The organism is Nitrosospira sp. NpAV (assembly GCF_000832065.1).
Lineage (GTDB): Bacteria > Pseudomonadota > Gammaproteobacteria > Burkholderiales > Nitrosomonadaceae > Nitrosospira.
Map to the genome: position 1 here is coordinate 33,848 of NZ_JXQM01000036.1, position 13,846 is coordinate 47,693.

13 protein-coding genes, 1 tRNA gene and 1 other RNA gene are annotated in these 13,846 nt (G+C 53.1%); 5 read left to right on the plus strand and 10 right to left on the minus strand.

The window, feature by feature from the left end; all coding sequences use genetic code 11:
• Positions 1-33: 33 nt before the first annotated feature.
• Positions 34-930 (minus strand): DMT family transporter, encoded by an 897-nt coding sequence (locus tag SQ11_RS14910; RefSeq protein ID WP_041514985.1) that lies wholly within the window; start codon positions 928-930, stop codon positions 34-36.
• Positions 931-1,015: 85 nt separating this feature from the next.
• On the opposite strand from SQ11_RS14910, the gene dapC reads away from it, so the two are divergent.
• From dapC to prmB, 4 genes are all read left to right on the plus strand, one after another.
• Entirely contained in the window at positions 1,016-2,227 is a 1,212-nt protein-coding gene (dapC, locus tag SQ11_RS14915; protein ID WP_041514986.1) for a succinyldiaminopimelate transaminase, read from the plus strand.
• Between the two features lie 46 nt (positions 2,228-2,273).
• A complete protein-coding gene (dapD, locus tag SQ11_RS14920) occupies positions 2,274-3,095 on the plus strand; it encodes a 2,3,4,5-tetrahydropyridine-2,6-dicarboxylate N-succinyltransferase (RefSeq protein WP_041514987.1) in 822 nt (273 codons plus the stop codon).
• Between the two features lie 29 nt (positions 3,096-3,124).
• Entirely contained in the window at positions 3,125-4,258 is a 1,134-nt protein-coding gene (dapE, locus tag SQ11_RS14925) for a succinyl-diaminopimelate desuccinylase (RefSeq protein WP_041514988.1), read from the plus strand.
• A gap of 288 nt (positions 4,259-4,546) precedes the next feature.
• On the plus strand, positions 4,547-5,443 hold the full coding sequence (gene prmB, locus SQ11_RS14930) for a 50S ribosomal protein L3 N(5)-glutamine methyltransferase (RefSeq protein ID WP_041514989.1): 897 nt from the start codon (positions 4,547-4,549) through the stop codon (positions 5,441-5,443).
• 139 nt (positions 5,444-5,582) lie between these two features.
• On the opposite strand, the gene rluB is transcribed toward prmB, so the two are convergent.
• The 8 genes from rluB to SQ11_RS14965 all read right to left on the minus strand — a co-directional run bounded on the left by rluB (position 5,583) and on the right by SQ11_RS14965 (position 12,045).
• Entirely contained in the window at positions 5,583-6,407 is an 825-nt protein-coding gene (gene rluB / locus SQ11_RS14935; RefSeq protein WP_041514990.1) for a 23S rRNA pseudouridine(2605) synthase RluB, read from the minus strand.
• A gap of 80 nt (positions 6,408-6,487) precedes the next feature.
• Entirely contained in the window at positions 6,488-7,084 is a 597-nt protein-coding gene (recR, locus tag SQ11_RS14940; RefSeq protein ID WP_041514991.1) for a recombination mediator RecR, read from the minus strand.
• Positions 7,085-7,169: 85 nt separating this feature from the next.
• Entirely contained in the window at positions 7,170-7,493 is a 324-nt protein-coding gene (locus SQ11_RS14945) for a YbaB/EbfC family nucleoid-associated protein (protein ID WP_175443936.1), read from the minus strand.
• A gap of 16 nt (positions 7,494-7,509) precedes the next feature.
• Entirely contained in the window at positions 7,510-9,156 is a 1,647-nt protein-coding gene (gene dnaX, locus SQ11_RS14950; RefSeq protein ID WP_156972526.1) for a DNA polymerase III subunit gamma/tau, read from the minus strand.
• Positions 9,157-9,302: 146 nt separating this feature from the next.
• An RNA gene (gene ffs / locus SQ11_RS16950) (signal recognition particle sRNA small type) lies at positions 9,303-9,401 on the minus strand.
• Positions 9,402-9,593: 192 nt separating this feature from the next.
• Positions 9,594-10,649 carry an ADP-ribosylglycohydrolase family protein gene (locus SQ11_RS14955; RefSeq protein ID WP_041514994.1) on the minus strand — a complete coding sequence of 352 codons (1,056 nt, stop codon included), beginning with the start codon at positions 10,647-10,649 and terminating at the stop codon, positions 9,594-9,596.
• A gap of 246 nt (positions 10,650-10,895) precedes the next feature.
• A complete protein-coding gene (locus tag SQ11_RS14960) occupies positions 10,896-11,588 on the minus strand; it encodes a class I SAM-dependent methyltransferase (protein WP_041514995.1) in 693 nt (230 codons plus the stop codon).
• Positions 11,578-12,045 (minus strand): Rrf2 family transcriptional regulator, encoded by a 468-nt coding sequence (locus SQ11_RS14965; RefSeq protein WP_041514996.1) that lies wholly within the window; start codon positions 12,043-12,045, stop codon positions 11,578-11,580. The genes SQ11_RS14960 and SQ11_RS14965 overlap by 11 nt, the downstream gene beginning before the upstream one ends.
• 67 nt (positions 12,046-12,112) lie before the next feature.
• On the opposite strand from SQ11_RS14965, the gene SQ11_RS16600 reads away from it, so the two are divergent.
• Positions 12,113-12,796, plus strand: a complete 684-nt coding sequence (locus SQ11_RS16600) for a glutathione S-transferase family protein (protein WP_052494297.1) — start codon at positions 12,113-12,115, stop codon at positions 12,794-12,796.
• 409 nt (positions 12,797-13,205) lie between these two features.
• Here SQ11_RS16600 and SQ11_RS14975 read toward each other — a convergent pair.
• Positions 13,206-13,282: transfer RNA gene (locus SQ11_RS14975), tRNA-Met, on the minus strand.
• Between the last annotated feature and the right edge of the window lie 564 nt (positions 13,283-13,846).

Consider the following 13,846-nt stretch of genomic DNA (forward strand, 5'->3'; position numbering starts at 1 on the left):
GGAATAAAGGCTTGCGATAGGGAATGAATCATGTTACTCCCGATTCATGCGTGCGGAAAACAGACTGGCTGAAACAATCAGCGCACCGCCCATCCAGCTCTTGGGTGTCATGGCTTCATCAGTCAGAAAATACGCCGCGACCGCCGCGACCACTAATTCAAACAGCATAATGACGATGGCCCGATTCGCGGGAACATGCGTAACACCATATTGCACAATCACGCTCAGCACAAACACGATGATCCCCAATCCCAACAGTAGCAGATAGGAGTTCATGGAAATACTGCTCAGAACGAGATCGGGCAAAAACAGGCTGTAAATGTATCCCGTCAACGCAACCCCCATCCATACCGCCACTGACTTCGATTGAACATTGTGATACTGATCCTTGCGGCTCAGCACATTCAAGAGCGCGAACATGAAACCGGCCGACAACCCCATCCAGTCGCCGTAGGTTGAAGGCAGCAAGGAACCGCTTTCTGGTTCCCACAACATCGTTACCGCACCGGCCAGCGAAATAACGATAACCAGATATCCATGCCGACTTAATCTCTCTTTCAGCAAAAGGCGCGAAAATACGACAGTCCAAAGCGGGGCAAGATAAAATAACAACAACACCCGCATGACTTCACCATGGATCACTCCGAGCACATAGGCGAGATTGGTCCACCCCGCAAATAACGCGATCCCCAGCAACAGATAGGGTTCGCCGCCGGCGATATGCGACATTCGCAAATCTTTCCGGAACGCCACCAATCCCAGCACCAAGGCAATAAAATACGTAATCGCCGTTGCGATTGAACCACTTATCTCAGCTTGTTCCAGTACCCGGTAGGGATACCAGAGCAGCCCCCAGATAATCGCGCCACCGAGTAGCGCTGTTACCGGTAAAAGGTTTTGTTTGTTCTGATTATTTTGCTTGGTCAGCAAGCCGCCGCCCCTTTATAATTCCGCTTCGATCAAGTTTTCATCCTGAAAATGACCGTCCCTGGTCGCAGGCTGCCTCCTTATAAAATTGAATCCCAATCTCAACCGCCTGCAACCTTATCCCTTCCAGAAGCTCCACAAGCTGTTTGAAGGTATTACACCCAACCGGGATTTCGCACCTATCAACCTGCATATCGGCGAGCCCAAACACCCAACGCCCGATTTCATTTGCCAAGCCCTGACGCACAACCTGGGTGGCCTGGCGCATTATCCCACAACCCTTGGAGCCAGATCGCTGCGTGCGAGCATTGCCGCCTGGCTGATACGGCGTTATCGCTTGCCCGAGATAAGCCCCGAAACAGAGATCATTCCCGTTAACGGCAGCCGCGAGGCGCTATTTTCTGCTGCCCAGGCGGTGATCGATTCATCGCTTTCAAACGCGGCGGTTGTATGCCCGAATCCGTTTTACCAGATATATGAAGGCGCCACTTTGCTGGCCGGCGCCACTCCTTATTTTTTAAATACGCTGCCGGAGAATAATTTCGCGCTCGACTATACGCAGTTGCCGGATGACGTCTGGTCCCGTACGCAATTGGCATATATCTGCTCGCCTGGCAATCCCACCGGCAGAGTGATGTCGATAGATGAGTGGCGGCAATTATTCGAGCTTTCCGACCGGCATGGATTCATCATCGCCGCAGACGAATGCTATTCCGAAATCTATTTCGATGAAACCGCACCTCCGCTCGGCGCCCTGGAAGCCGCCCACCGTCTGGGTCGTAGCGGCTTCCCACGGCTGCTGGTATTCAGCAGCTTGTCGAAAAGATCCAATGTGCCGGGTATGCGTTCAGGTTTTGTGGCAGGAAATGCGGCGGTGCTGGAAAAATTTTTGCTCTATCGCACTTATCATGGCAGTGCAATGAATCCCGTGATACAGGCAGCGAGTGAGGCGGCCTGGAATGACGAATCCCATGTTATCGAGAACCGTCTCTTGTATCGGGAGAAATTCACGACAGTCGCCGGATTACTGGCTGATACCATGCGAGTATCCATCCCGGACGCAGCATTTTACCTATGGGTGAAAACGCCGATTAGCGATGTCGAGTTCACCCGGAAGCTTTATCACGATTATAATGTAACGGTTTTACCAGGCAGTTATCTGGCACGGTCTGCGCATGGAATCAACCCGGGTGAAAATTTCGTGCGTATCGCCCTGGTCGCGCCGCTGGCGGAATGCGTCGAAGCGGCCACCCGCATAAAAATGCTGATGTCTTGCCTATCATGTGCGCCAAAAAATTGAATCATCAAAAACATCTCAGACACCCCAGAAAAAATAAAGGAAAACCATGGACCAAATCCAAAGCACCATAGAAGAAGCGTTCGAACGCCGTGCCGAGATTACACCCCGCAATGTCGAGGCGAAACTCAAGGAATCCGTTGCCCAGGTGCTGGAAATGCTCGACAGTGGCAAGCTGCGGGTCGCGGAAAAGATCAACGGCGAATGGACCACGCATCAATGGATCAAGAAAGCGGTGCTGCTTTCCTTTCGCATAGAGGACAATAGCTTCATCAAGGGCGGTTTCTCCAACTATTTCGATAAAGTGCCCTCCAAATTCGCCGACTACAGCTCCAAGGATTTCCGTAATGGCGGGTTCCGCGTGGTGCCGCCCGCCGCCGTGCGCAAGGGGGCGTTTATCGCCAGCAACGTCGTGCTGATGCCATCCTATGTCAACATCGGCGCCTATGTGGATGAGGGTACCATGGTCGATACCTGGGCCACGGTGGGCTCCTGCGCCCAGATCGGCAAGAATGTGCACCTGTCCGGCGGAGTGGGCATAGGCGGGGTCCTCGAGCCCGTGCAGGCCAATCCGACCATCATCGAGGATAACTGCTTCATTGGCGCTCGCTCGGAAGTCGTCGAGGGCGTCATCGTGGGAGAAAACTCGGTCATCTCGATGGGCGTATATATTGGCCAGAGTACCAAGATTTATAACCGGGAAACCGGTGAAACAAGCTACGGCCGCATTCCGCCGGGATCGGTGGTGGTGTCAGGCAATCTGCCCTCCGCAGATGGAAAATACAGCCTTTACTGCGCAGTCATTGTCAAACAGGTGGATGCCAAGACCCGTGCAAAAACTGGCATCAATGAGCTGTTGCGCGGAATTTAACCGTTACTCGATTCTCAGGAAAATATCCCATGCAAAATGACACGCTGTCTCTTGCACAGGCACTGATCGCCTGCCGCTCGCTAACGCCCTTCGATGAAGGATGCCAGGAAATTCTGATTAATCGCCTCGAAAAAATCGGCTTCAACATCGAGAGAATACGCTGCGGCGAAGTGGATAATTTATGGGCTCGCCGCGGTAAGAGCAAACCGTTGCTATGCTTTGCCGGTCACACCGATGTGGTGCCAACCGGTCCGGTCGACAAATGGGACAGCGATCCCTTCAAACCGGAAATCCGCTATGGCAGGCTGTACGGTCGAGGTGCAGCCGATATGAAGGGATCACTGGCGGCGTTTGTGACCGCGATTGAAGCATTTGTAGCCGGGCACCCCAATCATGGCGGCTCGATTGCGCTGCTCATCACGTCGGACGAAGAGGGTGTCGCCATAGACGGTACCGTCAAGGTGGTTGAAGCGCTCAAAGCGCGCAAGGAGCTGATCGATTATTGCATCGTCGGCGAACCCACTTGTGTCAACGACTTGGGCGATACCATCAAGAATGGCAGACGCGGTTCCTTATCCGGTACATTGACCGTGAAGGGCATTCAAGGCCATATCGCTTATCCTCATCTGGCGAAGAATCCCATCCACCTCGCCGCCCCCGCCATTGCCGAACTGACGCAAACCCAATGGGATGAAGGCAACGAATACTTTCCGCCCACCACCTGGCAGGTTTCCAATATCAATGGCGGTACTGGCGCCACCAACGTCATCCCCGGTGAAGTCACCATGCTGTTCAATTTTCGTTTTTCCACCGCCAGCACGGTTGAATCGTTAAAAGCCCGTGTGCATGAGATCCTCAACCGGCAGGACTTCGATTACGACCTGCGATGGGAGTTTTCCGGCAAGCCCTATCTCACGCCCAGGGGCAGCCTGGTGGATGCGATCAGCAACGCGATCCGAACCGTTACGGGAATCGAGCCCGAGCTTTCCACTTCCGGAGGCACCTCCGATGGGCGGTTCATCGCCGATATCTGCCCGCAAGTGGTGGAAATGGGGCCGCGTAACGCCACCATTCACAAACTCAATGAATATGTGGAAGTCAAGGATCTGGAACAGCTGCCTGAAATCTACCGGCTGACGCTGGAGCATTTGTTGCTGAAATAATAGAAATCTCTGAATAAATCCCCTATGGAGCGCTCAGTTGTGGCTCGGTTGACAAACCAGGCGGCATACTCCTGAATTTCTTCAGAGGCTCCTATATGCCGACGAGAAAATACTATTTATTTGTCATTCCAGATTTGACCTGGAATCCGGCCTGCGCCAACAAACCGACAATGGCATGCCTACAGAATGTCGCCTGATCCGGCCGTCACCGTTAACATAGTACTATTTGATCGCCGAATCGATAAGCAGACACCTGAATGGTGGTAATCTGAAAGTGATAGTGTCTTCATGTATATCGAAGCCAAGGCCCAGCTCCATACTCTCCGCGACTTATTACGATTCGCGGTAAGCCGCTTTAACGAAGCCGGTCTCTTTTTTGGTCATGGCTCAGCCTCGGCCTACGACGAGGCGGCCTATCTCGTTCTCCACACCCTCCATCTCCCTCTTGACCGGCTGGAACCTTTTCTGGATGCGCGCCTCACCACGGCGGAACTGGAACAGGTACTGCACATAATCGAGCGCCGCGCGGTAGAAAAGATTCCGGCCGCTTACCTCACCAACGAAGCCTGGCTGGGAGATTTCAGTTTTTATGTGGATGAGCGCGTGATCGTACCGCGCTCCTTCATTGCCGAACTACTGCGAGAGCAACTGGCGCCATGGATAGAAAATCCCGATAAAATCCATGCCGCACTGGATCTCTGTACCGGATCGGGATGCCTTGCGGTGTTGCTCGCGCATGCTTTCGGAAATGCCGCCATAGACGCTACGGATATTTCACATGACGCGCTGCAAGTCGCGCAGAAGAACGTAACGGATTACAACCTGGAACACAGGGTCAATCTCATGCAATCCGACTTATTCGCGGGATTGCGGGGGCGCCGCTACGATCTGATTATCAGCAATCCGCCTTATGTCAGTGCTGAATCGATGACATCGCTCCCCGAGGAGTATCGTCACGAACCGCGTAATGCTCTGACGAGTGGCGAAGACGGACTGGAGGCGACGCGGGCAATACTGCGCCAAGCCGCTGACCATTTAACTGAGCAGGGCTTGCTGGTTGTCGAAATTGGCCATAACCGTGATGCCCTGGAACAGGAATTCTGCCAGACTCCCTTCACCTGGCTGGAAACCAGTGCCGGCGATGAGTTTGTGTTCCTGCTGAAACGCGATCAGCTTCCCCACTGATTACTCTGGATTAGCGCTATAAAGCGACGTTACAAGCGGGAGCGGGTCTCCGGCGGCATGCGAGACACCCTATTGTTGGCTTGGACTGGATTCCGGGTCTAAGCCCGGAATGACGAATCTTATGGTGTTTTCTCGCGGATTACGCGACCAGCGCCAGTAGACGCCTTATCTCGGTTTCGTCCAACTCCATCCATTTTCCCCGCTTCAGACGCGGCGGCAGGTTAATGGGGCCAAAGCGCACCCGCATCAGGCGGCTCACCGTCATTCCCACCGTTTCAAACATGCGGCGCACTTCCCGGTTCCTGCCCTCCTTCAATATCACGCGGTACCAATGATTGGATCCCTCGCCGCCTTGGTCCGACAAATGGTCGAATTTCGCCAGGCCATCTTCCAGTTCCACGCCTGTCGTCAGCAGCGCCGCAACTTCCGGAGTCAGGCGCCCCATGATCCGTACCGCATATTCCCGTTCGACTTCAAATCGGGGATGCATTAGCCGGTTAGCCAATTCTCCGTCGGTCGTAAAGATCAGCAACCCGCTGGTGTTATAGTCAAGCCTGCCGATGGATATCCATTTGGACGATCGCAATTGCGGCAACTTGGCGAATACCGATGGCCGGCCTTCGGGATCATCATGGCTGACTATCTCACCCTCCGGTTTATGGTAGAGCACAACCCTGGGCAGGCGGTCATTGGACTTGAAGTGTATGGTGCGCTTGCCCACCCGTATGGTGTCATCGGGCCCGGCCCGATCACCGATCACCGCCACTTTTCCATTAATGGTCGCTCCGCCGGCGGCAATCAGCTCCTCCATCTCACGCCTTGACCCCAATCCTGCCTGTGCCAGCACTTTTTGGAGCTTGTGCGTAACCGGCGCGGATACCGATGCGGGCATGGAGCTGGCGTCAGCGCCAGTGGAGGATGCAGAACCCTTTTTCTTCATCGGCCTGATCGGCCTGGTTTTCATCTATAGCGCACCTTAAGAACCCTTCAAGTTTCTTCCAGTCTTATAAAAAATAGACATTCGAGCATATTCAAGCCCCACCGTTAAATCTCTCTGCGCTCCATCACCGCCTGCGCCAATGTGCCGCTATCCACGTGCTCCAGCTCGCCACCCACTGGCAGTCCGCGCGCGATCCGGGTAACCTTCACCCCCTTGTCGTGCAAAAGCTCACCGATATAATGGGCAGTCGCCTCGCCTTCCACGGTGAAATTGGTGGCAAGCATGACTTCCTGCACCAAGCCATCCTGGGCCCGCTTCAGCAGCCGGTCAAGATGAATTTCCCTGGGACCGATACCATCCAAAGGTGAAAGTCTACCCATCAGCACAAAATACATGCCCTTGTAACAGTGCGCCTGCTCCATCATCAGCAGATCGGCCGGCATTTCCACTACGCATAACGATGCGGCATCGCGCCGTTCGGAACGGCACAACTCGCATACAATTTCCTCAGTGAAGTTGTTGCATTTCTCGCAATGCCTGATGTGTTCCAGCGCATAGGCAAGCGAATTGGCGAGCCTCTGTGCGCCGGCATGATCCCGCTGCAACAGGTGATAAGCCATGCGTTGCGCCGATCTGGGACCCACGCCGGGCAGGCAGCGTAACGATTCGATCAGATCCTCGAGACTGGTTGGCGTTTTCATGATAAGTAAAACGAGACAAGGAGCATTGCAACACGGAAATGACAGCTATTTCTTCATGAAGCGGCACAATCTTATTTTCCGTAAATTAAAACGGCAATTTCATCCCTGGTGGCAGCGCCATTCCGGAAGTCAAACCAGCCATTTTCTCCTGCGTGGTGGATTCCACCCGCCGCACTGCGTCGTTCACCGCGGCGGCAATCAGATCTTCGAGCATGTCCTTATCGTCACCGATCAGGCTGTCGTCGATAGCCACACGCTTGACGTCATAACGACAAGTCATCACCACCTTGACCATGCCGGCGCCGGATTGGCCTTCGACTTCGATCGAGGCCAGCTTCTCCTGCATATTTTTCATGTTCTCCTGCATTTGCTGAGCCTGCTTCATAAAATTGCCCAAGCCGCCTTTCATCATTTTTTTACCTCCGCTATCGAATGGGTTTGATCGAAGAGACGATCAGCTTTGCATCGAAATTCTCCACCAGTTCTCGCACAAACGGGTCTGTTTCGATAGCTGCGATCGCTTGTGATTGCTTCTGCTGCTTTTCAAGATTTTCCAGCTCAGCGGGATTCATACCCGTGACGATCCCGACCGAGAATTTTAATCGGACCGGCCTACCGAGGTATTCGCTCAGCGCGACGCTCATTTTCTCCTGGTGCCTTTTTTCAAGCAGGTGCTTATGCTCTGCGGGTACGCAAAACTCTATTTCGTTCGCATGAACACTCTTCACTTCACAACGCTGAGCCAGCATTTTCGGCATTCCGTTCAACTTTAACTGATTTACTACCGCTGCCCAATCGCCCTCGAATAAACTTATCGGGGAAGCAGGTTTCACCGTATTGGCTTCCTCTTTGGCACCGGTTGCCTCTCCTATTTCTATTGTTTCTAATCCTTCTGTTGTGTCCGATATTTTCGCAACCGTTGGGATTGAAGGCGAAGACCGCTTGATCTCCTTGTCATGCTTTGGTCCTGTAGTCTTAGGCATGCCCTCCGGCATGAAAGCCAGCAGCCGCATCAACGTCATGGTAAAACCCGCGTACTCGTCCGGCGCCTGGGCGAGATCTGAGCGGCCATGTATGACGATCTGATAGAACAGCTGGATATCTTCCGGTGTAAATGTGTTCGCCAATGCAAAAATCCGCTCACGCTCGAGGGTGTCTTCTCCGATAGCCGAAGGTACGATTTGTGCCAGGGCAAAGCGATGCAGTAGCGTCGCCAAATCCTGCAAAGCCGCGTCGAACGACAAGCTACGGGTTTCCATCGCGTCCGCTACCGCCAGCATCCGGGCGCCATCTTTTCGTGACAAGGCATCCACCAAGTCATACAAATAGCCCTGATCGATAGTGCCCAGCATATCCCGCACCCCGGCTTCGTCGATTGCCCCCTCGCCGAAGGCAATTGCCTGATCCAGAATACTCAAGGCATCGCGCATGCTGCCCTGCGCCGACCGTGCCAGCAACTGCAACGACGTGGCGTCGCAGCTTATCTTTTCCTGTTCAAGCACATGCTTGAGATGCGCGGCAATCAGCGGTAATGGGATTTGTTTCAGGTTGAATTGCAGGCAGCGAGACAGAACGGTAACAGGAATCTTCTGCGGATCGGTCGTGGCGAGAACAAATTTGACATGTTCGGGCGGCTCTTCCAGGGTTTTCAACATGGCATTGAAAGCCGATTTGGAGAGCATGTGTACTTCGTCAATGATGTAAATCTTGTAACGGGCACTGGTGGGGGCATAAAGCGCGTTTTCCAGCAATTCCCGCATCTTGTCCACTTGCGTATTGGAGGCGGCGTCCATCTCGATCAAATCAACGAACCGCCCGCTGTCAATTTCAATGCAGGCTGAACATACGCCGCAAGGTGTGGATGTAATCCCCGTCTGGCAGTTGAGCGCCTTGGCCAGAATGCGGGCGATCGTGGTTTTGCCGATGCCGCGTGTGCCGGTAAACAGGTAGGCATGGTGCAGCCTTTTTTGTTCAAGCGCATTGGTAAGCGCCCTGACCACATGATCCTGTCCGGTCAGCTCGGAAAAGCTCCTGGGGCGCCATTTGCGGGCAAGGACTTGAGTCGGCACGATAGCGGGAAATTGATAACCGAGAGCGATAGAAAAGTTTATTGCAGACTGGCCGGGAGCTCGAATTCGTTCCCCGGATGGCCTAAGGGTAGAGCGGAGCCGACATCGCAAATGCCGGCTCCGCTCTGACTACCTGTCCAAATAAAACGGGTGGCGAGCCTGACCCCCGGCACTTGCAGAAAATAGCTGTGGCTGCTTCCTTCCGGACCTGACCAGGTTCACTACTATGCAATGCGGGGAGGCCCGCCATAAAAAGTTAATATAGTTTCAGCCAGTAATAACCAGAAATCTACAATTGGACATAATATCTATAATATTCAATCAATTATACTTGATAAGATTCAAGGTCACGGAAATGAATTACGCTATCCGTCAATTGTGTCATTGTGCACGGAGTCGGCGCCTGCGTCTACTGCCATAGTCGTAAGGAACACCTTAGGCTACGATTGCGTCCCGATTTTTCTGGCAAGCGCCAGCAATTCCTCTCCGTTTTCAAGACCATCGAGGAAACGTTGGGGAATACCCTCAAGCCCTACCTGTGCCCCAACCAGGGCGCCAGTCAGCATCGCACGGGACATGTTCTGACCCCCGCCGTTTACGGCATGCAGTACTGCGGATTCGAAGTCATCCGCAAAGCGTGCCGCAAGATAATATGCGGCGGGAAGCTGATGATAAATTGCACATGGCATACCATAGACAATGGATACTTTCCAGGCGGGTTCAATCCGGATATCCGGATCAATCGCGGCTAGAGCGACATAATGCGGTGTTAGCAGCGCATCAGGAGAGGAAAAGCGGCCTGCTCGCGGCGGATCGGGATCGCCGGGGCGGGGTGGAGCAAGATTGCTTTTTGTCACAGAATGAAATGGCAATTCTCCACTCTGAACAAGCTGCATGAGTGTATCAGAAACCACCGGCGTCAGTTTTTCTCCGGCAATCAATCGGGATAAAATCACATTGTAGGCTGTCGTCATGGCGACGATGGCTTCATCGCCTTGCGTAAGGAGGCAATTGGCGGAAACCGTCTCGGCAACTTTTCGCGGCTGGTTCGCGTAATGCGCCGCCAGCACGATGGCACGCTCGGCCGCTTCGGTGGTATCCGCATGTCCCCCTGCCTCACCCCATGTCTTTCCCTGCTCCACGCGTCTGCGATATGCTTCCCGTATCGATTGGCTGGTATATCCGCCCGGGCCGTATTCCGGCGTGCCGTTCAGCAGGGGAAACAGCTCTTCATCGAGCCTGCGGGTAAAATCCTCTTCGCGGTATTCCCCATGTTCCGCCACGGACCGAAGGAGCATGACGAAAATCAAACCCGTCTGGGAGAGCTGCCCGGCATTCATTCCGCCGTGGTAGCGATCCGGTCTTGGGGTGGTATAACCGTCGATCCACGGACCGTAATCCTTGCGCAACTCGGCAAGGTCATAATACCAGTGGCATCCCAAACCGAGGGCATCACCGATCAACGCACCCATGATGGCGCCAGAAACTCGATCCATTTTTAATCTCCTATCAAGAATATCGCTCAATACTATTTGTTTACCGAGTCAATAGTTAAAAGACGGGTTAGCAGGATAGGGCAGCCGCTCCATCAAATCGCACAGGCAATCCTGGCGGATCACCCGTTCGTCGCGGGTGGAACGGTATCGACGATTCAAATGCCGTAAATGAATGGTTTATATTGCTCGAATGGTTTGTTCCTGAAGTAGTGCTGTCCACCATTGTCACCAACCATTTTAGCCCTGTCAGGCATAGGCAACCCAACCCCGAAATGTAAATCCAGTGTAAAACAAGCTGACTTTGGAGAAGCCGGCTTCACGCAAAAGTTCTTCATCTTGTTCGGGATTAAGAATATGCAGGCGATCATCAACAGCCGCGCGGCCAGCTTCCGCCTTTTCTGGGTCAATACCGGAGGAAACCGCGAACGCAGCGTATCTAGAAAGCCAAACCTTGCGCTCCCATTCACCCTGTGAAAAACTCATGTGAACCAACACCAAAGGTGCGCCGAGCTTAAGCCGACGATGAATTTCGCGGAGAGTGCGCAGCCGTTCAGCACGATCGATAAAATGCATCGTCAACAAGCACGATGCACCGTCGAACGGCCCTTCCGGCGAAACCTCAATATAGCCCTGATGCAATTGCACGCGTGCTTTAAGTGGCCCGATGGCTCGCTCCGCCAACCCCAGCATTTCGGGAGATGGATCAACGCCATCTAAAGTCCAATGTGGGTGAGTCTCGACGTACGCTTTTAGCTCCAATCCACCGCCAGCGCCTACGACCAGCACTCGACCTTTTTCTGGGACATGTTCTTCTAGCAGAAGCGAGGTCAAACGCTGCATATCGTGGAAACCCGGAACCATGCGTGGTGGCCCTTCAGCGTAACGAGCGACGGCCTGAGGATCAGAAAATGCAGAAGCCGCGGATGGTTTAGCACGCATGAGAGCTCTGCTGATGATTATGGGAAGCACCACGCGCCACGAGACGAGCATGCAGATCTTTGCTCAACATGTCGAGCGTTACGCTGCCTAAGCGCGATAGCAGGAGTTCTTCTACTTCGCTAAAAACCTGCCCAAGGGCGGTATTTACGGTTTGCTCGACAAGGCAACCCGGTGCTTCGGTGCGATTACCGATCGCGAGGATCGATGGGCTGCCCAAGGCGGTATAGATATCGCTCAATGTTATCCTTGATAGGTCACACACGAGCGTCCAACCGCCGCTATGCCCCTTTACCGATTGCACATATCCTTGATTCCGAAGACCGGCCATGATTTGCCGAACCACCACCGGATTGGTGTGTTGCATCTTGGCGAGAACTTCAGATGTGACAGGCCCCTTGTGCTCTGCCATATGCAATAAAATGTGAAGAACTCGGGATAATTTGCCATCTCTCCTCATGTAACTTACAATATTACATGAAAGTATAAGTGTCAAGGATATTGGCGTAATTCCACGAGGTTAAGGCATGAAACTGTACAATTTTCCCTTCGGCCCTTATCCACAAAGAGTGGCCATCTACCTTTCCGAGAAGGGGTTGGCCAACATCGAAGTAATCCATTTGGAGCCGCCGAATGGCAAAACGGGGCGGTCGGATTTCCTAAAACACATCACGCCTGCTGGATCATTGCCAGCAATTGTCGACGACGATGGCACGGTAGTGGGCCAGTCGCTGGCGATCCTCGAATATGTTGAGGACACGCACCCGGAACCTGACATGCGCGGTAAAACAGCGGCGGCGCGAGCGCGTACTCGGGAATTCATCAACGTGTTTGACGAAGCGCTCACCTTCTTCGGCCTGTGGGCGAGGCACGGCAGCCATCTAAGCCATGGTATAAATCGCGTAAGCCGAGATATGGCTGAAATCTGCTCGGCACGATACTTCCAAAAGCTGAGACTCGCCGAAAAGATGATCGACCCCGCGATGGGTTTCATCGCTGGAGACACGGTGACGATCGCCGATTGCGTGGCGATGGCAACCCTTCATTACATCATTGCTTTCTACGATGTGCCAATTCCTTCCGACTGCCCTAAACTCGTTGATTGGTATGCGCGCTTTTCTGCGCGGCTAAGCGCGCCGCCGAATAACTTTCCCCAAGAACAGCATAGAATCGCACGTAATTTGATGGAGCAAACAGGCATCACTATCTAAATATCAGAAAACAAGTATGCTCCTATGATCGCTGCCCAACCGCCCGCAAATGCTATTCTGATCGACTTGAACGTATCGGGGCGGAATGCCTGGATGCACCGAAACAGCACCCGAAATCGAGACATGGAGGCTCGCAACAGCTAGGAAAACAGAACCGAAGCGGCGGAGCTATCGAGAGGATAAATTAACCAGATTGTACTCATGCCAAACGCATGCAGCGCTGAATATGCCTTTGATTCGCATGGTAATCAAAACAAACGATGGCAGGATACTTCTTGTTCTGATGAAAACCTAATAAAAGATTCTCAGTCGGGCAAGATCAAGAGGATTGTGAAAGAAAGTTCTCTCCCTCACATATCCACCTTCCTCGGAAAGCCGCATGATACGGCTATTCCCAGCAAGAGCAAGATGGTTGCGGGGGCAGGATTTGAACCTACGACCTTCGGGTTATGAGCCCGACGAGCTGCCAGACTGCTCCACCCCGCGTCAGAAGGAGGATTATTATAGCAAGCTGGATTTATCAAGGTCAAATCTTATTCTGGCACGGCCGCGTAACAATCATCCGCTCGAGAAAAATCCGCGCACATATCGGCCCGGCCACCCTCATGGTTGGAGCCAACATAACATTAAGCTGTTGCCCTGCTACAATATAGCTGTTGTCATACCTTACAGGCAGAACCATCTCTGCGCAATTCTCCCCGGGAGACCAAAGCGCTCCTCCCGCAGCCCGCCATGGCAAAATCTGATTGTCTTGCGCCATCTAGGGCATCCCTCTTCCGAACGAAGTCAATATTCTTTCCTAATGAAATCATTTTCTGTTTTCTTATGAGAGTTAGCGCACAGAGTATCTTCTGGAATAACGGCAGCATTACCACCTTGCATCATCGTTCAAAAGCCGTTCACTGACAGGTGTAATGATTAGCAAACCCGACATTCTTAACGCCAGCATCCTGATTGTTGATGATCAGGATGTCAATGTCCGGCTGCTTGAACAGATGTTGGGCGATGCCGGTTATACCCGCATCACTTCGACCATGGACCCTTACCAGG

What these genes read in the sequence shown, in the direction of transcription:
- dapD (WP_041514987.1), top strand. Translation starts at nt 2,274, where the DNA reads ATGGACCAAATCCAAAGCACCATAGAAGAAGCGTTCGAACGCCGTGCC.
- dapE (WP_041514988.1), top strand. Translation starts at nt 3,125, where the DNA reads ATGCAAAATGACACGCTGTCTCTTGCACAGGCACTGATCGCCTGCCGC.
- prmB (WP_041514989.1), top strand. Translation starts at nt 4,547, where the DNA reads ATGTATATCGAAGCCAAGGCCCAGCTCCATACTCTCCGCGACTTATTA.
- rluB (WP_041514990.1), bottom strand. Translation starts at nt 6,407, where the DNA reads ATGAAAACCAGGCCGATCAGGCCGATGAAGAAAAAGGGTTCTGCATCC.
- recR (WP_041514991.1), bottom strand. Translation starts at nt 7,084, where the DNA reads ATGAAAACGCCAACCAGTCTCGAGGATCTGATCGAATCGTTACGCTGC.
- SQ11_RS14945 (WP_175443936.1), bottom strand. Translation starts at nt 7,493, where the DNA reads ATGAAAGGCGGCTTGGGCAATTTTATGAAGCAGGCTCAGCAAATGCAG.
- SQ11_RS14955 (WP_041514994.1), bottom strand. Translation starts at nt 10,649, where the DNA reads ATGGATCGAGTTTCTGGCGCCATCATGGGTGCGTTGATCGGTGATGCC.
- SQ11_RS14960 (WP_041514995.1), bottom strand. Translation starts at nt 11,588, where the DNA reads ATGCGTGCTAAACCATCCGCGGCTTCTGCATTTTCTGATCCTCAGGCC.
- SQ11_RS14965 (WP_041514996.1), bottom strand. Translation starts at nt 12,045, where the DNA reads ATGAGGAGAGATGGCAAATTATCCCGAGTTCTTCACATTTTATTGCAT.
- SQ11_RS16600 (WP_052494297.1), top strand. Translation starts at nt 12,113, where the DNA reads ATGAAACTGTACAATTTTCCCTTCGGCCCTTATCCACAAAGAGTGGCC.